The sequence below is a fragment of the Flavobacteriales bacterium genome, assembly GCA_020635855.1.
Lineage (GTDB): Bacteria > Bacteroidota > Bacteroidia > JACJYZ01 > JACJYZ01 > JACJYZ01.
In genome coordinates this window covers 802,479-826,304 of record JACJYZ010000002.1, presented here as the reverse complement: position 1 = coordinate 826,304, position 23,826 = coordinate 802,479, and the positions used below count along the sequence as shown (strand labels likewise).

The 23,826-nt window shown below is 52.1% G+C and carries 23 protein-coding genes; 14 read left to right on the top strand and 9 right to left on the bottom strand.

The window, feature by feature from the left end:
* Positions 1-87 precede the first annotated feature (87 nt).
* The gene (locus H6585_03420; GenBank protein ID MCB9447378.1) at positions 88-1,401 is read right to left on the bottom strand and encodes a DUF5103 domain-containing protein; all 1,314 of its coding nucleotides are present in this window, start codon (positions 1,399-1,401) and stop codon (positions 88-90) included.
* Between the two features lie 123 nt (positions 1,402-1,524).
* Between H6585_03420 and H6585_03415 the strand changes: the two genes are divergently transcribed.
* Genes H6585_03415 through H6585_03385 form a run of 7 tightly spaced genes read left to right on the top strand, consistent with a single transcriptional unit; the run spans position 1,525 to position 8,685 of the window.
* Positions 1,525-2,898: a Na(+)-translocating NADH-quinone reductase subunit A gene (locus H6585_03415; GenBank protein ID MCB9447377.1), complete on the top strand. Its 1,374-nt coding sequence runs from the start codon at positions 1,525-1,527 to the stop codon at positions 2,896-2,898.
* Between the two features lie 33 nt (positions 2,899-2,931).
* On the top strand, positions 2,932-4,161 hold the full coding sequence (locus H6585_03410) for an NADH:ubiquinone reductase (Na(+)-transporting) subunit B (GenBank protein ID MCB9447376.1): 1,230 nt from the start codon (positions 2,932-2,934) through the stop codon (positions 4,159-4,161).
* A gap of 12 nt (positions 4,162-4,173) precedes the next feature.
* The gene (gene nqrC, locus H6585_03405) at positions 4,174-4,923 is read left to right on the top strand and encodes an NADH:ubiquinone reductase (Na(+)-transporting) subunit C (protein MCB9447375.1); all 750 of its coding nucleotides are present in this window, start codon (positions 4,174-4,176) and stop codon (positions 4,921-4,923) included.
* Between the two features lie 2 nt (positions 4,924-4,925).
* Positions 4,926-5,612 (top strand): NADH:ubiquinone reductase (Na(+)-transporting) subunit D, encoded by a 687-nt coding sequence (locus tag H6585_03400; GenBank protein MCB9447374.1) that lies wholly within the window; start codon positions 4,926-4,928, stop codon positions 5,610-5,612.
* Positions 5,613-5,654: 42 nt separating this feature from the next.
* Complete coding sequence (nqrE, locus tag H6585_03395; GenBank protein ID MCB9447373.1) at positions 5,655-6,272, top strand: NADH:ubiquinone reductase (Na(+)-transporting) subunit E; 618 nt, start codon at positions 5,655-5,657, stop codon at positions 6,270-6,272.
* A gap of 12 nt (positions 6,273-6,284) precedes the next feature.
* A complete protein-coding gene (locus H6585_03390; GenBank protein ID MCB9447372.1) occupies positions 6,285-7,601 on the top strand; it encodes an NADH:ubiquinone reductase (Na(+)-transporting) subunit F in 1,317 nt (438 codons plus the stop codon).
* Entirely contained in the window at positions 7,573-8,685 is a 1,113-nt protein-coding gene (locus tag H6585_03385; GenBank protein ID MCB9447371.1) for an FAD:protein FMN transferase, read from the top strand. The genes H6585_03390 and H6585_03385 overlap by 29 nt, the downstream gene beginning before the upstream one ends.
* Before the next feature lie 11 nt (positions 8,686-8,696).
* On the opposite strand, the gene H6585_03380 is transcribed toward H6585_03385, so the two are convergent.
* From H6585_03380 to H6585_03365, 4 genes are all read right to left on the bottom strand, one after another.
* On the bottom strand, positions 8,697-8,894 hold the full coding sequence (locus H6585_03380; GenBank protein MCB9447370.1) for a membrane or secreted protein: 198 nt from the start codon (positions 8,892-8,894) through the stop codon (positions 8,697-8,699).
* Between the two features lie 51 nt (positions 8,895-8,945).
* Entirely contained in the window at positions 8,946-10,145 is a 1,200-nt protein-coding gene (locus H6585_03375) for a T9SS type A sorting domain-containing protein (GenBank protein MCB9447369.1), read from the bottom strand.
* Between the two features lie 487 nt (positions 10,146-10,632).
* Positions 10,633-11,367 (bottom strand): DUF2807 domain-containing protein, encoded by a 735-nt coding sequence (locus H6585_03370; protein ID MCB9447368.1) that lies wholly within the window; start codon positions 11,365-11,367, stop codon positions 10,633-10,635.
* A complete protein-coding gene (locus tag H6585_03365; protein MCB9447367.1) occupies positions 11,367-12,467 on the bottom strand; it encodes an acyloxyacyl hydrolase in 1,101 nt (366 codons plus the stop codon). Before H6585_03365 ends, H6585_03370 begins: the two co-directional genes overlap by 1 nt.
* Positions 12,468-13,211: 744 nt before the next feature.
* On the opposite strand from H6585_03365, the gene mazG reads away from it, so the two are divergent.
* On the top strand, positions 13,212-13,979 hold the full coding sequence (gene mazG, locus H6585_03360) for a nucleoside triphosphate pyrophosphohydrolase (protein ID MCB9447366.1): 768 nt from the start codon (positions 13,212-13,214) through the stop codon (positions 13,977-13,979).
* A gap of 98 nt (positions 13,980-14,077) precedes the next feature.
* Here mazG and H6585_03355 read toward each other — a convergent pair whose 3' ends face one another.
* The 3 genes from H6585_03355 to H6585_03345 form a co-directional block, all read right to left on the bottom strand.
* On the bottom strand, positions 14,078-14,710 hold the full coding sequence (locus H6585_03355) for a peroxiredoxin (GenBank protein ID MCB9447365.1): 633 nt from the start codon (positions 14,708-14,710) through the stop codon (positions 14,078-14,080).
* Positions 14,711-14,876: 166 nt separating this feature from the next.
* Complete coding sequence (locus tag H6585_03350; GenBank protein ID MCB9447364.1) at positions 14,877-15,593, bottom strand: ZIP family metal transporter; 717 nt, start codon at positions 15,591-15,593, stop codon at positions 14,877-14,879.
* A 113-nt stretch (positions 15,594-15,706) separates the two neighbouring features.
* Positions 15,707-16,477 carry a methyltransferase domain-containing protein gene (locus H6585_03345; protein ID MCB9447363.1) on the bottom strand — a complete coding sequence of 257 codons (771 nt, stop codon included), beginning with the start codon at positions 16,475-16,477 and terminating at the stop codon, positions 15,707-15,709.
* A 45-nt stretch (positions 16,478-16,522) separates the two neighbouring features.
* Between H6585_03345 and H6585_03340 the strand changes: the two genes are divergently transcribed.
* From H6585_03340 to H6585_03315, 6 genes are all read left to right on the top strand, one after another.
* Entirely contained in the window at positions 16,523-17,098 is a 576-nt protein-coding gene (locus tag H6585_03340; protein MCB9447362.1) for a redoxin domain-containing protein, read from the top strand.
* Entirely contained in the window at positions 17,095-17,319 is a 225-nt protein-coding gene (locus tag H6585_03335; protein ID MCB9447361.1) for a hypothetical protein, read from the top strand. Before H6585_03340 ends, H6585_03335 begins: the two co-directional genes overlap by 4 nt.
* Positions 17,316-18,497, top strand: a complete 1,182-nt coding sequence (locus tag H6585_03330; protein ID MCB9447360.1) for a hypothetical protein — start codon at positions 17,316-17,318, stop codon at positions 18,495-18,497. Before H6585_03335 ends, H6585_03330 begins: the two co-directional genes overlap by 4 nt.
* Positions 18,498-18,877: 380 nt before the next feature.
* Positions 18,878-20,824, top strand: a complete 1,947-nt coding sequence (locus tag H6585_03325; GenBank protein MCB9447359.1) for a PAS domain S-box protein — start codon at positions 18,878-18,880, stop codon at positions 20,822-20,824.
* Positions 20,799-21,860, top strand: coding sequence for a response regulator (locus H6585_03320; protein ID MCB9447358.1), 1,062 nt, complete (start codon positions 20,799-20,801; stop codon positions 21,858-21,860). Before H6585_03325 ends, H6585_03320 begins: the two co-directional genes overlap by 26 nt.
* Positions 21,861-21,981: 121 nt before the next feature.
* Positions 21,982-22,809: a universal stress protein gene (locus H6585_03315; protein ID MCB9447357.1), complete on the top strand. Its 828-nt coding sequence runs from the start codon at positions 21,982-21,984 to the stop codon at positions 22,807-22,809.
* A gap of 249 nt (positions 22,810-23,058) precedes the next feature.
* Here H6585_03315 and H6585_03310 read toward each other — a convergent pair whose 3' ends face one another.
* Positions 23,059-23,817, bottom strand: a complete 759-nt coding sequence (locus H6585_03310; GenBank protein MCB9447356.1) for a hypothetical protein — start codon at positions 23,815-23,817, stop codon at positions 23,059-23,061.
* Positions 23,818-23,826 lie beyond the last annotated feature (9 nt).

Here is a 23,826-nt window from a genome sequence, read left to right as displayed (position 1 = left end):
TAACGGGTGCTTTGCAAGCCAGGCAACCGTTTCACCCAAATCTTTATGCACAGTTTTTAAACAGTTTTTCAACTGTTCAGGTTACGGTCACAATTTTTTGAGCGAATTGAACTGGATGTATCCGATGAGGTGGTCGTAGTCGTCGCCGAACGGACGGTCGTAGACAAGGATCATGTAGTCGTTCTCGGTTTCGAAATGCATACCTTCCACTTCGGTGATGTCGGGTACGGAATCACCCTTGGCCTTGAAAGCATATACATAGTTGTAATAGCCCTGTTTCAGCATCACATCCAGGATATACGCGAGGCGGTCGGAATTGTACGTCATCTTAAAAGCCGGCTCGCACTGGTTGTCGGACAGGGCGCCGTAGACGTACATATCACCACCCAGCATCGGGTGCGCCATGGGGAGGGCGAAATGCACGTGCACGTAGTCGGCATCGGTGATGGCGTCGCGGCCTTCCTGCACGGCCACGAGAAATTTTCCGTTGATGTCGGGCTGACTGGCATAGCGCTTGAACGGACGCTTCTCATCGGCATACAGGTACACGTGCGTACCCGTTGAATCCCGGCGGATGTCGTGAATGCGTTCCGACAGGTAACGAAGGCTTTTGGTATCAAAGAAGCGGTATTCGTTGTTTCCGGGGAAGACATTTTTGGTGTCGTCATCATAAATCAGCACATCGTCTTTCACGAACAGGGGCTTCATGTCGGTAACGGCATTGTCCCACCTGCCGTTCTGCATCAGCACCACCTTAAAGGCGCCGAACGGGTCCTGGATCTCATATGAACCCCGGAAGATATTGAAGTCGATTTCCTGTTTGTAGTTCATATCATCCAGCCGGGAAGGCTTCTTCAGGTCGGGGGCCACCGTCACCTGACGATCAACGATCATGAACCGCCGGGTAATAAGGATCCGCTCCGGCTCATTGGCATCAAACACCTTTATAATATAGTTGCCCGACTTGGTGAACTGCACATCGTCGTTCGGCAGCGACAATTGATAATGGGTATACGGCACCAGGGTGTTGAAGGAATGGGTATAGGTGGGGATGCGGTTTTCGGGCCAGCCGGTAAGGTACTCGTCCTGGTTCAGGTCCGACGGCGACCAGTCGGCATTGCAATGCACGAACGTATACCTGTATTCGCGGAACACATCGTCCATGTCGTCGAAATGCAATTCGAGCTTGTATCCTCCGCGCAGCTCCAGCAACGGCATCGAGAGCGGGTCGCCCTCCATGTGCAGCAAAACGGTTTTGATGTGATCGGTATAGGTCCTGTCGGTCATGGTCACCTCCGGAAGCGAGTCTGACAGGGCGAAAGCAGGCGTAAAGCGCAGAACAAAAAGGAGGACCGGGGCAAGAAAACGGCTGAAATTCACTGGTCGATAGCTAGCGTACATAAGATTCAACAAACGGGGAGCAGGTATCAGTTAATATATTGTTCATCTAAATTTGCCAAAATGTGTTAAGAACCGAAAACAAATTTTTAATTTTGGCGGCCTAAACGTTCCCATATTTTACTGATGACAACATCGAAAACAGTAAAAATCAGGAAGGGAATGAACATCCCGCTGAAAGGCGAGGCAGATAAAGTTCATGGCACCCCTCCTGTATCTGATACCTTTGCGATCAAACCTACGGATTTTCATGGAATCCGGCCCAAGCTGACGGTTAAGCAAGGGGATGAAGTCCTGGCGGGAAGCCCGCTGTTCTTCGACAAAGACAACCCCGACATCGTGTTCACGTCACCGGTCAGCGGAGAAATCGCAGAAATCGTTCGCGGCGAAAAGCGCAAGATCCTCGACATCCTGATCCTGGCCGACAAACAGAACCGGCATGTGGATTTCCCCAAGGGCAACCCGTCAAATATGTCCAGGGAGGATGTGATCAAGACCCTGCTGAAAAGCGGCACCTGGCCGATGATCCGCCAACGCCCGCTCGACATCATCGCCAACCCCTCCGACAAACCCAAATCCATCTTCATTTCCGCGTTCGACAGCAATCCGCTGGCACCGGACATGGATTTCGTGGTACACGGAAACGGCGACGATTTCCAGACCGGACTGGATGCACTGGCCAAATTAACCGAAGGCCGCGTGCACCTGAATGTGAGAAATGAACAAGGTGCCTCCAAGGTATTCCTGAACGCACGGAACGTGCAGGTGAATAAAGTGTCCGGGCCACACCCCGCAGGAAACGTGGGCGTGCAAATCCACCACATCGACCCCATTAACAAAGGCGAAGTGGTTTGGTTCGTAACGCCCCAGGACGTACTGGTGATCGGCCGGTTGTTCAACACCGGAAAATTCGATGCTTCCCGTATGGTGGCGCTCGCCGGCCCGGGTATAAAGAAACCCCAATATTATAAGACCATGATCGGTGCTTCCGTGAAGGGACTGATCAATGAACACGCTACCGAAGGCAACCACCGCATCATCAGTGGAAACCCCCTGACCGGCAAAAAGATCGGGAAGGACGGATACCTCGGGTTCTACGATGCCCAGATCTGTGTGCTGGATGAAGGTGATCATTATGAATTCTTCGGATGGATGGCGCCAGGTGGCAACAAATTCAGCCTGTCGCGCACCTACCCGTCATGGCTCATGAAAAGCAAGAAGTACAACATCGACACCAACCTGCATGGCGAACACCGTGCATTCGTGATGTCGGGGCAGTATGAAAAGGTCTTCCCGATGGATATCTTCCCGGTGTACCTGATCAAAGCGATCATGGCCAACGACATCGAGAAAATGGAAGAACTCGGGATCTACGAAGTGGCCCCTGAAGACTTTGCATTGTGCGAATTCGTGTGTACCTCCAAAATCGACGTGCAGGATGTCGTGCGGAAAGGACTCGATCAGATACGCATAGAGAACGCACCCGCCAAGCATCACTAAACACAGCATACCCGTCCAAAAAACCCCAATACCTTGAAATTTCTCAGAAACCTACTGGACAACATCAAACCGAACTTCGAGAAGGGAGGAAAGTTTGAAAAGTACTATCCGGTTTACGACGGCATCGAAACATTCCTGTTCGTGCCCAACCACACCACAAAGATCGGTTCGCACATCCGTGACGCCATCGACCTGAAACGTACCATGATGACCGTGATCATCGCGCTCCTGCCCTGCATGCTGTTCGGGATGTGGAACGTGGGTCATCAGCACTACCTCGCCATCGGAGAGATGGCCGGACTGGGCGACGGCCTGATGGACAAGTTCCTGTTCGGACTGATCCGAGTGCTGCCCATCATTGCGGTCTCCTATATTGTCGGACTCTCCATCGAGTTCGTTTTCTGTATCATCAAGAAGCACACCATCAACGAGGGCTTCCTCGTGAGCGGTCTGCTCATCCCCATGGTGATGCCGGTAGACGTACCTCTCTGGATGGTGGGTGTTGGTACCGCCTTCGCCGTGATCATCGGCAAGGAAGTATTCGGCGGCACCGGCATGAACGTGCTCAACCCGGCCCTCACAGCCCGCGCATTCCTCTTCTTCGCTTATCCGACCAAAATGTCGGGTAACATGGTATGGATTGATACCAACGTGGCAAGCGACAGCGGCAAACACATCGTTGACGGCTTCAGTGGCGCTACGCCCCTGGGCAACCTCGCCGAACTGGTGAGCCTTGACAGAACATCTGCCCGTGCTGCGGAAATACACCAGATGATTGCTCCCGACGGCATACACAGCCTCTATAACTCATTCATGGGATTCATTCCCGGCTCGATCGGAGAAACCTCCGCCCTCGCCTGCCTCATAGGCGCAGTCATCCTGATTATCACAGGCATCGGCAGCCTCCGCATCATGGCCTCCATGTTCGCCGGCGGCCTCACAATGGCTATGCTGTTCAATGCCTGGGACGCCAACATGTTCATGGAAGTCAATGCCATCCACCAGTTGATGCTGGGTGGTTTCATGTTCGGTATGGTGTTCATGGCAACCGACCCGGTTTCAGCCGCTCAAACGCCGACAGGCAAGATCATATACGGATTCCTGGCCGGGTTCCTGGCCATCATGATCAGGGTGTTTAACCCCGCATACCCGGAAGGTGTCATGCTGGCCATCCTCTTCATGAATGTAATGGCGCCGCTGATCGACCACTATGTGGTGGATGCGAATGTGAAACGCCGGATGAAACGATTGAAAACCGCTTAATACTATCTTCCGATGAACAAAGAAGGAAGCGCTTATACTTTTACTTTCGCCACCATCATGGTGGTGGTTGTGGCCACCGTGCTGGCCGTGGCGGCCATCTCCCTGAAACCATATCAGCAGGAGAACCTGATCCACGAGAAAATGATGAACATCCTCAAAACCGTAGGGGTGGAATCCACCATGAAAACGGCGCCGGACCTGTTCAGCAAATACGTGAAGGAACGCATCGTACTGAATGCTTCCGCCAATGCACAACCCGCACATTCCGGTCCGATTGACCCAAAAGACGCAGGTGATGCCTTTAACGTGGATGTGCGCGGCGAGTACAAGGAATTCAAAGCCGGCACCCGCACCGCAGATGCCATGGAATACCCCGTTTTCATCTGCGAAACACCCGAGGGTCGTTTCACTGTGCTGCCGATGGTGGGCACCGGACTGTGGGGACCGATCTGGGGATACATCGCCCTGAAAGAAGACATGAACACGGTATACGGCGCCACCTTCGATCACCAGGGGGAAACACCCGGACTGGGAGCTGAAATCAAACAGCCGCATTTCCAATCCATGTTCAAAGACAAGCAAATTCATGACGAATCCGGTACCTTTACATCTATACAGGTGGTGAAAGGCGGCGCTGATCCGTCGGATCCTCACGGAGTAGATGCGATCACCGGCGGCACCATCACCAGCAAAGGTGTGGATGAAATGCTGAACCGCACCCTGCAGGTATACGAACCTTATCTCAAATCTAACGCGAAATAAGCATGGCTACAGAAACACAAACCGCAGCAATTGAGGCTCCGGTAAAAGAACCGAAAGAGCCGCTTTTCTCCAAGAAGAATCGCAAGCTGATCACCGATCCGCTGAATGACGACAACCCGATCACCGTGCAGGTACTCGGTATCTGTTCGGCACTGGCCATCACCGTTCAGGTGAAACAGGCCCTCGTGATGGGTATCTCCGTAATGGTGGTAACCGCCGTGGGCAACCTGCTCATCTCCATGATGCGCAACATGATCCCCAACCGGATCCGCATCATCGTGCAGCTGGTGGTTGTGGCCGGACTCGTGATCCTGGTTGACCAGGTGCTCAAAGCCTTCATGTACGACGTCAGCAAACAGCTGTCGGTATTCGTGGGACTGATCATCACCAACTGCATCATCATGGGTCGCCTGGAAGCCTTCGCCCTGGGTAACAAACCCTGGCCTTCCTTCCTGGACGGGATCGGAAACGGACTCGGATATGCAGTCATCCTGCTGATCGTAGCCTTCTTCAGGGAGATCTTCGGATCAGGCAAACTGTTCGGATTTGAAATCCCCGGTGTGAGCTGGGCGATGGCGCACGGTTATATGAACAACAACCTCATGATCCTGCCTCCGATGGCATTGATCATCCTCGGTATCGTGATCTGGGTACAAAGATCCAGGAACCCGAAACTGATCGATAAATAACAGCAGGGACAACCGAATCCGAACGCATAAGCAACCACACACATGGAAAATTTATTCAACATATTCGTCAAGGCCGTCTTCATCGAGAACATGATCTTCGCCTACTTCCTGGGCATGTGTTCTTTCCTGGCCGTATCCAAAACGGTTAAAACAGGCGTGGGCCTGGGTGCAGCCGTGATCTTCGTACTGGGCATCACTGTACCTGTGAACTACCTGCTTGAGACCAAGGTTCTGAAAGCCGGTGCCCTCAGCTGGCTGAGCCCTGAATTTGCCAACCTCGACCTGAGCTTCCTCAGCTTCATCATGTTCATCGCCATCATCGCGGCCATGGTGCAGCTGGTGGAAATGATCGTGGAAAAGTTCGCTCCGGCACTGTACGGCGCACTGGGCATCTTCCTCCCGCTGATTGCCGTGAACTGCTCCATCCTGGGTGGCGCCCTGTTCATGCAGGAACGCCAGTATCCCTCGATCGGTGAAGCCACCGCATTCGGAATCGGTTCCGGAGTGGGCTGGTGCCTCGCCATCGTAGCCATCGCCGCCATCCGTGAAAAGATCCGTTATTCCAATGTACCCGCACCACTGAAAGGACTCGGCATTACGTTCATCCTGACAGGATTGATGGGAATGGCTTTCATGAGCTTCATGGGTATCAAACTCTAATTACGACCAGATATGTTTTTCATTCTTTCAGCGACATCCACCATTGTTACCAGTATTGTTGTTTTCCTGGTATTCCTGATGCTGCTCATCGCCATCATCCTTTTTGCGAAAGCAAAACTGATGCCCTCCGGCCTTGTAAAGGTCACCATCAACGGAGAAAAAACCATTGAGGTGGAAGCCGGCAGCAGCCTGCTCAGTACCCTTGGCAACAACAAGATCTTCCTGCCCTCAGCATGCGGCGGCGGCGGTACCTGTGCCATGTGTAAATGCCAGGTGCTTGAAGGTGGCGGAGAGATCCTGCCAACAGAAAAGCCTTACTTCTCACGCCGTGAAGCACAGGATCACTGGCGTCTCGGTTGTCAGGTGAAAGTGAAAAATGACATCCAGATCAAAATTCCCGATGAGATCTTCGGTATCAAGAAATGGGAATGCGAAGTGGTATCCAACTACAACGTGGCTTCTTTCATCAAGGAATTTGTTGTAAAACTCCCTCCCGGGGAAACACTCGACTTCAAAGCCGGCGGATACATCCAGATTGATGTACCCGCTCTCGAAGTGGATTTCAAAGACATCGACATCACCGCGCATCCGCGCATGGGCAAGAAGCCGGATGAGTATCAGTTGGAATGGGACAAGTTCAAGCTGTGGGATCTGAAGATGAAGAATCCCGAACCCATCTTCCGCGCCTACTCGATGGCCAACCACCCGGCAGAAGGCAATATCATCATGCTCAACATCCGTATCGCCACCCCACCGTGGGACCGTGCGAAAAACACATGGATGGCTGTAAATCCCGGTATTTGCTCCAGCTTCGTATTCAGCCGCAAGCCGGGCGACAAGGTAACCATCTCAGGCCCTTACGGTGAGTTCTTCATCAAAGACACCCAGGCGGAAATGATCTATGTGGGCGGTGGCGCCGGTATGGCCCCCATGCGTTCACACCTCTTCCACCTTTTCCATACCCTGAAAACCGGCAGAAAGGTGTCATATTGGTACGGTGGTCGTTCCAGACGCGAACTGTTTTACCTCGACGATTTCCAGCAGATCGAAAAGGAGTTCCCCAACTTCAAGTTCTACCTGGTCCTCTCCGAACCCACACCGGAAGACAACTGGAAGCCGAAAACGGGCATGGATGATACTGCAGGAGATGGCTTCACCGGTTTCGTACACCAGGCGTTGATCGACAACTACCTGAGCAAGCACGATGCCCCGGAAGACATCGAGTTCTACTTCTGCGGTCCTCCGATGATGAACGCAGCCGTGATCAAGATGTGTGACGACTTCGGTGTGCCTCCCGAAAATGTGTCCTTCGACGACTTCGGTGGATAATCCCGGCATCCGGCCGCACCATACCGGTTCCGGATCTTTTTTCCGGTCTGCCAGATGGCTCCGGGCTTGCGCCCTGTTTGTAATCCTATGGGCCGGCGCCTGCACCAACAGGCAGCCCGATGCAGACGGACAGCAGGCCGATTACACAAAGATCAGCGGCTATACCCAGGGTACCACTTACAACATCACGTATCTCGACGGCCATTCCCGCGACCTTCGCACTGCGATCGACTCGATCCTGCATGTGATCGACATGTCGATGTCGTTGTGGGTGGATTCTTCCACCATCTGCCGTTTGAACAGGAACGAGCAGCTAGGCTACCACGACCGCCATTTCTACAACGTATTTAAGAAAGCGGAACAGGTATCAGCAGCTACCGATGGTGCCTTCGATTGTACCGTGGGGCAGCTGGTGAATGCCTGGGGCTTCGGTCATGCCGATAAGGCCCATCCCGACAGCAGCATGATCGACAGCCTGGTTCAGCTGGTGGGATATGACAAGGTGGACATGCACGATGAGGAGTTGCACAAAAGCGATCCCCGCATCAAAATTGACTTCAACGCCATTGCTCAGGGCTACACCGTGGATGTACTCTGCGACTACCTGACATCCCTTGATATCCAAAACTACCTGGTAGAAGTGGGTGGTGAATTACGGGCCACAGGTGTAAGTCCGAAAAACACCGCCTGGAAAATCGGCATCGACAAGCCGGTGGAAAGCGACGAACACGAGATACAGGCCGTGGCTTCGATGCAGGACATGTCCATGGCAACTTCCGGCAACTACAGGAAGTTCTACGAAGAAAACGGGGTGAAGTACTCCCACACCATCGACCCGAAAACCGGGTACCCTGCGCGGCACTCGCTGCTCAGCGCCACCATCATTACCAAAGATTGTATGACAGCCGACGCATACGCCACAGCCATGATGGTGATGGGTGTTGACAAGGCAAAGACATTCCTGGCATCACACCCCGAACTGGGCGGTTATTTGATCTATGGGGATGAAAATGGCCATTACCAGACCTGGATGACCGATGATATGAAGCAAATCCTGGAAGAGGAAGAAGCTTCATCCGAATAAGATTCAGCGCATTACTCCGAATCTTCCTTCTTGCATTGCTCGCTGGGCTTGGCACCACAAAGGCCGCACACGGCGCCTTCTTCCTGCAGCATGGGGTTGTTGCTGGCACATGTACCGGCGAACTGACCGTCTTTCTTCACGAGAATCTTGATGGCAATTCCTGCGAATGCCAACCCGAGCAAACCGATGGTAACGAGTATCAATTGCATACAACAAAGGTACGGAAATCCGAAGCGGAATGCCAGTACCTGTGAACCGGTTTATTCCAGAACCATGCGCCCGCTTGAGGAAGCGCCCTGCTCCGTTCTCGCCCTGTAGAAATAGATGCCTTTGGGCTGCGAACCAAGGTCCAGTTCATTGACGCCCGGGTTCAGTTGACGTACAGCCACACGAACGCCCAGGGAATTGTATACTTCCAGTACCACAGGTTCATGTTCATCTACCTGTACCTGCAGGATGCCTGAAGAGGGGTTGGGATAAACGCTCATTGTAAGCATTGCCTCCTGTTTTTCGTCCACAGAACCCAACACCCCTACACATCCGGCATATTCATCCGTGACGATATTCCTCACCACCGGGGTATAACTCACCACCTGACCCAGTTCTGTTGAATCAAACATAAGGGTATCCGTAGACAGGGTATCCGGTGCCGTTACAAGGGCCCAGGAACCAAACTCACATTCCACGGAGTCCATGCTTGCTTTGGTTCGGACAAGTCCGGTATGAAGGTCATAGCTATTTGTTTTAATCCCATACATCGGGCCATATCCTGTGAGCAACACACCACCGTCTTCCAAGGGCTTAACGCCATTTGCCACCATTCCGACACTGTAGGAATATCCTACACCTTGCAGGTTGGTTTTGATAAATTCGGAACCATTGTACCTATCTTCGTATCCAATAATCACGAGATTGCTGTCGGTTGTCAATGTCATGCCCGGCTTATAATTGTAGTAAAGATATGGGTATGCACAGTTTAGGTTCCTTTGCAATGAAATCACCGATCGGGGCATACCTGAATGGTCTGTATGCATGATCTTGGCGGAACCAGACAACCGCAATAAACTTACAAGACCCGATTGGGTGCGCACCATACCATCCAGCGAGGCCATGACATCATAGGACCTGGACCACACAAGGTTACCGGATGGTGAAATACCTGCCATATATGGCATATCACCTGTTATAGTACCTCCTATTACAAAACTGCTATCGGCCAATTGAACGGAAGCATTCACCTGTATGTGCATATTCGGGTATGAAAGAATTTTCTTCCATTCCATTGTACCCTGGGCATCCAGCTTAACCAGGAATATTTGCTGATAACCGGAATTATTCTTTCCATTGCCTGTTACCAGAAAGCCATCGTCATCCGTTTGAATGATGTTTATTGGTTGAAAGCCAAATACGCTATCGGTGATTTGCACGGCCCATTCCACATCGCCGGTCGTCGATTTCATTTTTACCACAACACCCTCGCCCGTATACCAAAACGCTTTACCCGTGTGCCCGCAAGCAACCAGAGATGAATCACCAACCTCTACTACATCATTGAAATATTCATCGGAAAACGCTCCGTATACTTTGGACCATTTGATGGCACCAGTATTTGACACCATCAATACCAGCGGCCCGTTGACTTTATTATTATTAAATTCTCTTGAAGATCCAACCATCACATACCCCCCGTCACTGAGTTGTATGGTAGTAACACCGAATATGCTTTCCCCTCCACTGTAAACCCTTGAAAAATGGGTGGTCTGGGCTTTCACCATAGAACACACAACAAAAAAACCAAAAAGGAATGGGTGTAGTTTCTGTCGCATATGAATTGAGATAGATAAGATGCAAGCAAAGTATATCCTTATCAAGAAATTGTCAACAGGCATTCAATATTCGTCCGTAAAAAATGTATAGCCGTTCGCGACTATCAAACATCCGGTTGTTCTATTCCAACGGATACGCCTTCCCCTTCCCCTCCCTTTTTACCGTTAACTTTTTCGGATGCCCGGCATAATATACATCCCCGGGTGCATAGATATAGGCCCCCACTTCTTCAGAGGCACGGACATATACGTTACCGGTGGAGTACTGCCAGATGTAGGTCCAGACCGTTTGCAGGTTCTCGGCATGGGTGAAGCCGGTGCCCACGGTGTTCACCTGGAATACGCCGGCTGATCCCGAAAGTGTGAGGTCGCCGCCACCGTGCATATGCGCCAGTACCTGGCCGGCTTTTACCAGTAGCTGTACATCTCCGGGACGTTTCATATGTACATCCAGCTGGTTGGCATGCAACGTATCCAGGCTGGCCAGCAGGCCGGGACCGTCGCTGGTCACTTCGATCAGGCCGGGCACCGTCACATACACAGCGATCCGGGTATCGAAACGGCGTACCCAGTTGCAGGTGTTGTCGTTGCTAACCACCAGTTCTCCATTTTCTACGGTTGTGTGGATGTTGGGCAAGAGGTTTTCGCCTCCCTCGATGCGGGCTGTATAGGTCGAGTCTATCTGGATATACACATCCACCCTACCTACCAGCCGAAGCTTATCGAACATGGGCAAGGTCCGGTACTCCGCGCGGAAATCTCCCACGCCTTTGAAACAGTCGCCACGGTTTTCGGGTTTACAACCGGCCCACAGCATCCATGCCGTCACACATATATACCACCACGTTCTCTTCATTACCCGGCCCCTTTCTTCTTTTTTACCGGCATTCGGAATCCGGCGCCCAGTTCCAGATAATCTGCATCAAACAAATGTGTTTTCAGGGAGAAGTTGGCATACCAGTGGTCATTCACATCGTATCGGATGGCCAGCCTGTGGAAGATGGGCTTACGTGCCGGGTATGCCGCCACAAGGTAGGCGCCCTGAAAAAGCAGCACATGAAGGCGCCCCATGACCAGGCCACCGTATACGCTCACGCCCATACGTGTGCCTGCCGCTTCGCTGCCTATGTCGATGCTATCAGCCAATGCCTGGTGGTACACGGATGCGTCGTAGAATCCTTCCAATGCCGCGCCGTATTCACCTTTCAGGCCTCCCCTGCGCGACAAAGCCAGGATGGCGGTGCATGCGCGGTACTTATCCGTGCCCGGGGGCACAATCTCTTTCAGGCCGCCACCCAGTGTCAGCGAGGCTTGCCAGGCGTGGTCTACAGGTTCAGGAGCGTCATGTACCACGGTTTGACTCTGGCCACTGGTTCCCCAAGAAAAACCGGTGTTCACCGTCATCAGGTTCAGACCGAGGTTGGGGGTTTTGAAGGCCCCGTTGGAAAAGTGCGAGAGGCCGATCCCGGCGTGCAGGTTCAGCCGGTCCGAGAGTTTCCACCGGGCATCCCACATCAGCTGGATGAAGATGTTGATGTGGCTGCTCATGGCCGTGTTTTTGTGGTTTTCAATCCGGTCAAAGGTTTTCTCCACCCAACCGGGACCGGTGGCGATGCGCAGCCGGGTAACGGCTGGAAAGTTTCCACCCAGGGGCAGATGTATGTAGGGAGCAAAGCCCAGTCCGTGCCCCAGCAGTACCGGGTTCCCCAATTCGGTATAAAAGAGCATCAGTCCTTTTTCAGGGTAATTGTAGGCCCGTTCCCAGGAACGGGTGCCACGGGTTTGTTGCGACACGCATAGCTCTGCAGCCCTGGAGTGCTGCGTGATGAGATGACCCATCTTTTTGGTGTGCGACATCACGAAGCCATAGTGGAAGCGGCTTTGGATGCGCCATCCGGTTTGCACCGAATCGGCAGGTTGTTGCGTCGCCGCCCGTACCGTAAGCAGGGAGCACACCAATGATGTTATGAAACATACCGGGAACCGCATGGTTGCTAAGGTAGATAATAGTCTTTAGTCGCAAGTCATTAGTCGTTAGTATTGGGATGTTAGATATTAGACAATAGACTTGCCCGCCGAAGCTATAGCGTAGGAGGGTAACTCGAGACTCAAGACTTCCTGTGGCGTACCTACGGCACGCTTTCATCTCCCATCCAACCCTATGCTACCAATATGTTGCTCCTATGGAGCAAATTGCTAAACATCCCTGGTCGCCAACTTGCTTGCCCGCCGTAGCTTTAGCGAAGGCGGGCGACTTGTAACTCTCCCGGGGCGCACCAATGCCCTCCCCGATTCAAGTTAGTTCTTATTCCTTTGGTAGATGAACCCAGGTGATGCATCTTCTTGCACGTGTAAGAAGCAACAGCACTTTGGATGGGATGATGCAGATTGGAGCATGGTCCAATTCCTAACCTCGCATTCCTAATCTCCCATCAATCACAATCGGTCATTCTTGTGGCGTACCTATGGCACGCTGGAATTTCTCCACTACCCGATGCCACCGGTGTATTGCTCCTATGGAGCAAGGCACCATCCATCAGGAAAGTGCTGCTGACGCAAGCCTGCCCAACCACAAACCAGAAACAACAAACGACAAACATTTTCCCCAACCAACTTGAGACTTGCTTGCCCGCCGTAGCTTTAGCGAAGGCGGGAGACTTGCAACTCATTTCCCGTATCTTGTCCCCTCAAACCTTCGCCATGAACGACACCTTACAATCTTTCCAGCGCCTGCTCGACATCATGAACGACCTGCGGGAGAAGTGCCCGTGGGACAAAAAACAAACGATGGAAAGCCTCCGCCACCTCACCATCGAGGAAGTGTATGAACTGGCGGACTCCATCCTTGAAAAAGACATGAAGGGGATCCGCGGCGAGCTGGGCGACCTGCTGCTGCACATCGTGTTCTATGCAAAGATCGGATCGGAAACCAACGATTTCAACATGAAGGATGTGCTGGATGGCATCTGTGAAAAGCTGATCCAGCGCCACCCGCACATTTATGGTGATGTGAAGGTTGAGAACGAAGAGGATGTGAAGCGCAATTGGGAAAAACTGAAACTGAAAGAAGGAAAGAAATCGGTTCTGGAAGGCGTACCCGTTTCATTGCCCGCTTTGGTGAAGGCTTCACGCATCCAGGACAAGGCGAAGGGTGTGGGGTTCGACTGGGACAACCGTTCCCAGGTATGGGAAAAAGTGCGTGAAGAAATGGAAGAACTGAGGGAAGAAGTGGAAAAGAATCCCGGTGCAGAGGCGGTGGAAGCCGAGTTCGGCGACGTGATGTTTTCCCTGATCAACTACGCCCGTTTCATCGGTGTGAACCCGGAAGATGCGCTTGAAAAAACCAACCGCAAGTTCATCCGCCGCTTCCAGGCCATGGAAGACATGGCCCGTGACCAAGGTCAGGCGTTCGACCAGATGTCGCTGGAAGAGATGGATGTGTTGTGGAATGAAGCGAAGAAGGCATAATCGACGGATATCCCTTCATCCAACCCTTGCATTCCTGGTCATAAAAAAGGCAGGCTCCTGAAGGAACCTGCCTCATCTTTTTATGCATTCGCCTGATGTTAGCGGGCTGCCATGTAGCTGGCCACACCTTCGTGCGACTCCTTCATGGCTACTTCACCCTTGCGCCAGTTGGCCGGACATACCTCGCCATTCTCTTCGAAGAACTGGAGGGCATCCACCATGCGAAGGGTCTCATCCACACTGCGACCCAGCGGGAGGTGATTCACCACCTGATGTTGAACGATACCGTTCTTGTCGATCAGGAACAGACCACGGAAAGCGATCATGGGGCCTGAAGCCGCCATTTGGTCGTTTTCATCGTATTGGTATTCACCGAAAAGCACACCGAAGTTCATGCTGATGGTCTTGGCTGTATCTGCTACCACCGGGTAGGTGATGCCTTTGATGCCGCCCATTTCCTTGGGCATTTGCAGCCAACCCCAGTGAGATTGTTCGGTATCTGTGGAACAGGCCACAACAGCCACATCACGTGCTTCGAACTCGGCCAGCTTCTCCTGGAAAGCATGCAGTTCGGTGGGACAAACAAACGTGAAATCCTTCGGGTAGAAGAAAAACACGACATGCTTCTTACCCAGGTATTGATCCAGGGAGAAGTCGTTAACGATCTCACCTCCGTGAACCACCGCCTTTGCGGTGAACGAGGGAGCTTTCTTTCCTACAAGTACTGACATACCAGATTGGGTTTTGAATGATATTCGTTGGTTGATAAAAAATGAAGTTGCAAATGTACAAAATCCACCGCAAACAGCCGCAAAGACTGAAGTTTTAAAACGTATCCGTACCGGTCACCGGCAATGAATTCCCATGAGAAACAATCAAACCATGCAAAAGGTTCAATCAGGCACCGAGAAAGTGGGCGGCGAAAGCCAGGGATACACCAACCAGTATGGTGATCAGCTTGTAGGCATTGAACCGGTGGTCGTGACTGGTTTCAAAGAGGATGATGGTGGATATATGCAACAACATACCCGAAACCACTGCCAACACAACAGGCACCAGGAAACCTTCCTGCATCCACAGGGTCTCTGCATGCGTGGCAAACCAGGCGCCGGCAGGGCTGGTTAGTGCAAAGATGGCGAGTATCAGGTAGACCCTGGACATCTTCATGGTTCCTTGCGAGAGAACGGTGGTAATCACAACCGCCACAGGGATTTTATGCAGGAAGATGCCTGCCAGCAACGACTGACCGAAATGCGTATGCGGCACATCCCCGCCCAGGGCCATGCCCTCCACAAACGAATGCACGAAAAGGCTCACCAGTACAGCCATTGAAAGGGAATGCTGACCGGTATGCATGTGCCCGTGCTCCATGCCATCAGAAAAATAGCTCAGGATCAATTGGATCAGAAAGCCCACCAGAATAAACACCCCACTGCGCATGGCCAATGCCCCGTATACTTCCGGGATCATCTCCATTACACATACCGACAACAGATATGCACCGCTGAACGAGAGCAGGAACTTCACCGTTGACGTTTTAGGGCGCAGGGCGAACACAATGCCGCTTCCCAGTATAACGGACAGGATCAGTCCGAGCGCAACTACAATATCCATATCGCCAATAACATCTTAAAAAGCTTCAATACCTCCAAGGCCACCCATCATCTGGTCTTACCTTCTTACTCCATTACCTCCCCACTCCATCAACACATCAGCACATAAGCACATCAGCACATTTTTCTTGCCACCATAATCAAACGTTCCGAATGGCGTGCATCAAAGGGTGCCAGTGCATAATCACCGAATGTTTGTTCCAGCCTCAGTGCATTCTTCTCAAACATACGGTTAAAATCTTCCAGGGAAAAAGCCCTGACCTTTTCTTCAAAGTTGAACATCTGCCCCTGATCTTCGAAACAGATGGTCTTCACAAAGCAATCCCCCACCCTTTTTTTCTCCGTTTCAAAGGTCAGTCCACCCGCCTGTACTACTTCCTTGCAAGGCAGACATGTTCCAGCCACTTCCGCGTTGAAGAAGTCGATCACCAGCACGCCACCGGGTTTCATGTTGGCCGCTGCCGCCCGTATCACCGACAGGTTCTCATGATCGGAAGGAAAATACCCGAAGCTGGTGAACATGTTCAGAACCGCATCAAAATAGTTAACCCGGAAAATCTGGCGCATGTCATGAACGAAGAACACTTCCTGCGAAGTGGCATCCGCAGAAGCGGCCTCCACGTTGGCCGGCGACAAATCCACGCCTGTTACCTCATACCCTTTGTCTGCCAACGAGTGCGCATGCCGGCCCCGCCCGCATGCCAGATCAAGAATACGACTTCCGGCTGGCAAACAGAGCACGTCCATCAGCCTATCCAGAAAATCCGCCGCCTCCCTTTCATCGCGGTGGGAATACAGCTTGTGATAGTAGGGTGAATCAAACCAGGATGCGTACCAGTTGCTCATCACATGACCGTTTCCGGCAAAGGTAGATAATCCTGCCATACCTCACAGGCCCCATCTCTCGGTGTGAAATCATACCTTTGAAGGATGTCTGGTTTCCGTTATGCGCACAACGCACTTATCATGATGGCCCTGCTTTTCGGCTGCAGCGAAGGTCGTCCTTCAATCGCCACGCTGAACATGGCCGGGTTGCACGGAACAACCATTTCCCTGGAAGAGATTAAACAGGCACCTGCCACCGTATTCGCGTTTTTCAGTCCGGACTGCCCCCTCAGCGAAAACTACAGCCTGACCCTGAACCGGCTGAACAATGCCTTTTCAGGTCAACATGTACAATGCTACATGGTATTTGCAGGTACCTCCTACTCCGTGCAGGAGATCGATTCTTTCTGTCTCCGGTTTCATCCGAACATGCCCGTGTTGCTGGATACCGACTACACCCTCACCCACACACTGGGTGCCACGATCACACCCGAAGCATTCCTGGTGGACTCTACAGGCGCCGAACGCTATCACGGCAAGATCGACAACTGGGCCTTTTCCCTGGGCAAGCAACGGCTCAAAGCCACCGAACACTACCTCCGGGATGCATTGGAAGCGGTGCTGTCCGGCCAGGACCCTCCTGTAAATGAAACCGATGCCGTGGGCTGTTTGATTGAATGAAAGCAATCAGGTACATGTTGCTGCCGGTGCTGGTAATGTGCTGGATGACCGGATGCCAGGTTAAGGATGATACACTTGCATTCGACCTGCCGGATACCGTTACCTTCAACCGCGACATCGCCCCCATTGTTTTTCACAACTGCACCCCATGCCACAGACCCGGTGAAGCGGGTCCGTTTCCATTCACGAACTATGCCCAGGTTAAAAAAGGGGCAAGATGATCCGCCATGTGACCGGCTTACGGTACATGCCACCCTGGCCTGCCGACCGCAGCTACCGGCATTTCTCGAATGAGCGCGGATTAACCGACCGCGAGATCGCCCTGGTCGCCAAATGGGTGGAAGACGGTATGCCGGAAGGCAACAAAAACGACAAACCCGAATTACCGCAATTCCCCGACCATTCCCAGCTGGGCACACCCGACCTCGTGCTGAAAATGCCGGAACCCTACCACATCCCCGGCGACAACACCGACCATTTCATTGTGATGAAGATCCCCTACGAACTGGAACGGGACACCTTCATCCGCCTGATCGAATTCGTACCCGGCAACAGGGAGCTGCTTCACCACATGAACGGCCACCTGATCTCTTACAACCCCGACAAGAAAACACATGTGAATGAAGGCATGATGGCCGTGGATCAGGAAAACGGCGAGATCGAACCCACACGCATCCACCACCTGCTCGGACTGCTGCAGGACGACGGCTCCTACCCCGCCCTCACCACTTCCGTGTGCAACTACCTGCCCGGAGTGATCCCTCCCGAATACCCGGCAGGAATCGGCGGATACCGTATGAGCCGAAAGGGAGCCCTTTACATCAACAACATGCACTATGGCCCGTCTGCCCTCGACACATCCGACCAGTCATACTTCAACATCTTCTTTGCCGACAGCCCGCCCAAACGCCCGATCAACGAAGTGATCATGGGTACGCTGGGCATATCCGACATCGAACCGCCGCTGATCATCGAACCCGACAAAGTGCAGAAATTCACCACGCGGTTGGAAGTGATCACGGACCTTTCCCTAATTACCATCAATCCGCACATGCACCTCCTGGGCAAATCCTTTCTGGCATACGCCGTAAAGCCCGACGGAGACACCATCCCCCTCATCCGTATTCCGCAATGGGACTTCAAATGGCAGTACTTCTATACGTTTAAAAAACTACTAAAGATCCCTACCGGTTCCGTAATTGTGGCGGAAGGCGTGTATGACAACACGAAAGACAACCCTTACAATCCCTTCGATCCGCCACGCCGGGTGGGAGAACGCAACATCAGCATGCGCACCACCGACGAGATGTTCCAGTTCATCATCACCTACGTGCCATACCAGGCAGGCGACGAGAACGTGAGCCTGGAATCACCGGAAGCGGCGGGGTTTGTTAGGTGATGGATGTGAGACATTAGACTTTAGACTTTAGATATTAGACGTTAGATGGCCGGGGTAAGCGACAACGACCGGTTACCAGCAAAATAGACGGGATAGGAGTGATACCCGCTTGTGATCTGTCAAGGTGAAATAATGTGAATGACATTGTGCAATGCATCTGCCTTCGCTGAGGCTATAGCGGGTAAAAACGGATAGCCCGAGGGCAGTTGGAACGGGCGATAAACGGGCTTCTTTAGAAACCAAAACAAAACATCCCTGATGGGTTTGCCGTCTGGGGCAAAACGTGCTGTTGTCTAATATCTAAAGTCTAATGTCTCATATCCCATACCTGCGACTAAAGACTAAATGTTATTTTTGTAAAAGGACAGTTTACAATTACCATGAGTACCCCTCACGTATATGCGAAGGACATCTTTCAGCTGATGTTCGAAACGGCCGCAGAAGGCATGCTGGTAGCTGATCACCAGGGAACCATCCGGCTCTGCAATCCCAGGATATCAGAAATGTTCGGTTTTGCCAATGACGAACTGGTCGGGCAAAAGGTAGAACTCCTGATTCCCCGCAGGTATTCCACACACCACCCCACACACCGTGAATCATTCCAGCAACACCCCGCCAAACGCCCCATGGGCATCGGCCGGAAATTATACGCCTTAAGAAAAGACGGATCTGAATTTCCGGTGGAGATCAGCCTCAACCACCTGACCAGTGAGGGCGAAGCGATGACCGTTGCCCTGATCACGGATATCTCGGAGCGGGTGCAGGCGGAAGAGCGCGTCATGCTGGAAAAAAACCGGTCTCAATCCTACCTGGACATGGCCGGCACCCTGTTCATCGTCACACAGGAGAATCACCACCTTTCCCTCATCAACAAGCAGGCCTGCGAAGCGGTAGGCAACACCGAACGGGATGCCATCGGGAAAAACTGGATCGCCAACTACGTAGCACTGAACGACAGGAAAAAAGTGGCAGACCTGTTCAACGAACTCTTTCGTTTGCCTGCAGGCTCACGCGTTGAAAGCGAGTTCGAGATCATAGGTACAGGCGGTCATCCAAGACTGGTGGCCTGGCACCACATCGTATTGCAGGATAGCGACACCAAAGGAATTCTCAGTTCCGGACAAGATATTACCGAACGGAAAGCGTTCCAGGAAAAATTGCAGGCACTGAATACCGAACTGGAAGAACGCGTTACCGAACGAACGAAAGAATTCGAAAAAAGTCAACACCTGTACAGCATCATCGCCCGGAACTTCCCCAACGGCACCATCAATGTGCTGGATCGCAATCTGGCCTATATTTTCGTGGAAGGCAGGGAGCTGTATAAACTGGGCATCACCAGCAAAAACCTGATCGGAAAAAAAATCACCGACCGCCTGCCATTGGAAACAGCCGAAAAGATCATCAACGAATTGCAAGGGGTTTTCAACGGCGAGCCCCAGGTGATCGAGGTGCAGAAAAAAGAAAACCACTACATCCTGAATGCCGTACCGCTACCGGATGAAGACGGCGTCATTTCCCAGATACTGGTGGTGGAGAACAACATCACCGCGCAGAAGAAAGCGGAGCAAGACATGCAGGAGGCGCTGCGCAAGGAGCGGCAACTGAACGAACTCAAATCACGCTTCGTGTCGATGGCCTCCCATGAATTCCGTACACCTCTTTCCACCATCCTCTCGTCATCAGGTCTCATTGAAAAACACCTGGAACGTTCGGGGCAGATGAATGCCATTGCAGAGAAAGTGCTACCCCACTTCAACCGGATCCGCTCGAGCGTGAACAACCTCACCGGCATCCTGAACGATTTTCTGTCGTTGGATAAACTGGAAACCGGTGGGGTATGCATACAAACCAAACGCTTTGCCATCACCGAACTGGCGGAAGAAGTCCTGGAAAGCTTCGGAAACCTGGTCAAGAAGAACCAACACATTCAGTACACACACACCGGGGAAGAAGAAGTGGAACTGGACCCACAGATGCTCCGGAACATCATCAACAACCTCATCTCAAATGCCATCAAATATTCGAGCGAAGGTAGCCTGATTGAGTTCACCACAGGCGTGGCCGACGAAAAACTCACCGTGGAAGTGCGCGACCATGGCATCGGTATACCCGACGAAGACAAGGCACATATGTTCGAACGATTCTTCCGTGCCAAGAATGCCATCAACATACAGGGAACCGGACTGGGCCTCAACATTGTCAAGCGATACACCGATTTGATGGAAGGAACCATTACCTTTGAAAGTGAAAGCGGGAAAGGCACCGTGTTCACCATCTCATTTCCTCAACTGATCTGCCATGAAGAAAAGAATACTACTGATTGAAGACAACCCCGATGTACGGGAGAACACCGCGGAAATCCTTGAACTGGCAGACTACGCAGTGGAAACGGCAGAGAATGGTAAGGTGGGATTGGAAAAAGCCAGGATGATCAAGCCCGACCTGATCGTTTGCGACATCATGATGCCCGAACTGGACGGATTCGGCGTGCTTTACATGCTGGGAAAAGATGTGGACACAGCAGGTATTCCCTTCATTTTCCTGACCGCAAAAACCGAAAAAGTGGATTTCCGGAAAGGTATGACCATGGGTGCGGATGATTATATCACCAAACCGTTTGAAGAAATGGAACTGCTGAACGCTATTGAAACACGCCTGCTGAAAAGCGAAAAATTCAAAAAAGCGTTCGCAGGCACAAGTGACAGCCTGAATGAATTCCTTGACGACGCCAGAAGTCTGGAAGACCTGAAAAACCTGTCGGACGACAGGAAGACCCGTTCCTTCAAAAAGAAAGAGATCCTCTACCACGAAGGCGATTTCCCCAATGCTTTGTACTTCATCAAATCCGGAAAGGTAAAAACCTTCAAGATGAACCAGGACGGAAAGGAGTACATCACCGGGCTTTACAAAGAAGGTGATTTCATCGGCTACATGGGATTGCTCGAAGAAAACACATACAAAGACACCGCCACAGCCCTTGAACCCGTGGAAGCCATTACCATCCCCAAACAGGATTTCCTCTCGCTGCTGTATAACAACCGCGAAGTGGCCGGCAAGTTCATCCGCATGTTGTCCTCCAACATCATGGAAAAGGAAGAGCAGCTGCTGAGCCTCGCATACAACACCGTCAGAAAACGGGTGGCCGAAGCCCTCATGTTCCTGCAGAAAAAATACATGCAGGAAAACCAGGCAGCATTCCAAATGGCCATCTCGCGAGATGACCTGGCCAGCATCGTGGGAACCGCTACCGAGTCGGTGATACGCACCCTTTCCGATTTTAAGGAAGAAGGCCTGATCGAGATCCAGGGACGCGACATCAAGATCGTAAACGCCAACAAACTTGAACACCTGCGCTTTTAAAGCCTTCTCTGACGAAAGTCATACTTCCTGCTGACGTACTTCATTCCCCACAGGGCACGAATGACGCACATTTGTGCTTCGGAGGCGTCCTGTACATGCAGGACCATGGTCCGTAAGCCAGATGAAGAAGATCCTCGTACCGACCGATTTTTCGGAGAACGCTGCGCACGCAGCACAGTATGCCCTGGCCTTGTTTCAATACGAAGCCGTGCACATCATGCTGTTCCATGCCTATAACCTTCCCCACGGCATTTCCGATACGCTGATCTCAATCGACGACATCCTCAAGCAAAACGCAGAGGATGCATTGGCGACAGAAATCAGCCGACTGACAAAGATCAACCGCAATCCCAGGGCCATGTTTTCTTCCAAGGCCGTACCCGGTGAACCGTCAGATGCCATTGTACGGGATGCAACCAAAGATTCCTTTGACCTGATTGTGATGGGTACGAGGGGGGCAGGAGGCATTCGGGGATGGTTGATGGGTAGCAACACCGTAGCCGTGATTGAACGCGCCCCCTGCTCCGTATTGGCCATCCCCGGAAATGTCTCCTTTACCAAGCCCACAGAGATTGTTGTAGCCGTAGACCGCATCGCGTCCCTGAGAACCAGTAACCTGGGGATGCTCAAACACATCGGCGCTACGTACCAGTCACACATCACCCTGATGCATGTGGCCACCGAAGAAGAAGATGATGACAATGAATTGAGGCTGAAAGCAGGGAATTCCATTTTCTCACCTCCCATCCAGGTATCCGCGGAAACAATCCGCAACCCGAACTTCATTTCCGGACTGGAAGAATACCTCCAAACCAAAGGCCCGACCCGGTGGCTGGTGATGATCCCCCATCGCCGCAGTTCCCTTGACCGGCTGGTGCGCAAAAGCCAGACGAAACTCTGGGCCAGACACACGTCAATTCCGCTGCTGGCACTGAAAGAGTTGAGGTAGAGATTGGTTAAGTGGCGAGTCTCAAGTGGCGAGTCTCAAGTCGCTAGTTTCAAGTTGGCGACGTACGAACAATCGTACATTCTTTGGATCAAAAGACGAATTCGGGATCAGGGTATGTCGTGACTTCGTGTGGCTTATCGGTTGCACGCTGAAACCCCGCTCAGCCGAACACTACCAATGTCTTCCTATGGGGTAGATCATCGTTTATCTTGGGAGCCAACTTGAGACTCGCCACTCGCAACTTGAAACTCACAACTCCCCCCACACCTTCTCCCCCACTTCCGAAACTGCATGGTAATCATAGTTGCCTTCCACACGACGGATCACGTCCTTGGCGTGCCTTGACACGTGCATGAATTCCGAAAGTGAACGCTCCACACCCATCAGTACCACCGGCAGGTCCTCCTCCTTCATATATTTTCCAAGCAAGACATCCACTTCCCGCATGAAGGCTTCTTCCCGTTCATGATTCACCTGGCTTTCTTCATAGTTGGTAAACGCCCCCAGGGAAGATTGGCTGGTCTGATACTGTTGTTCAAATTTTTTCGGGAAATCTTCATTGATGATTTCTTCCAGCATACCATCCTCTCCTTTGAACAAACGCGTGGCACCTTTTGACAATGCCAGCACGTAAATGGCTTTGTGTTTCTGTTGTTGCGCTTCTACCTCCGAGGTATCAAAGGACTCACCGATCACCGTCTTCGCCTGCACCGGATACGGAAACACCATCGTTTCGAAAACACCTTCGGAAAAATAGATCCCCAAACCTTCCTTTACATGCTGCAGGTCGATGGTTTCCGTTTTGTGTTCCAGTTTTTTGTAGATCTCCTCGGCACGGATCGCATCAAATTGTTCGGTAAGATGTTGGCGAACTTCCTTCAATGCATTCTTCAGGATGATGTGATTCTGCCGCGCGTCCGGGTATGCGGGTTTGGTGGGGATCACCATGGTGATGCACGGCCCATCGCCGGTACCGGCCGAATTCAGCTTCTTCTTCAACGCACTCATAACCGTACA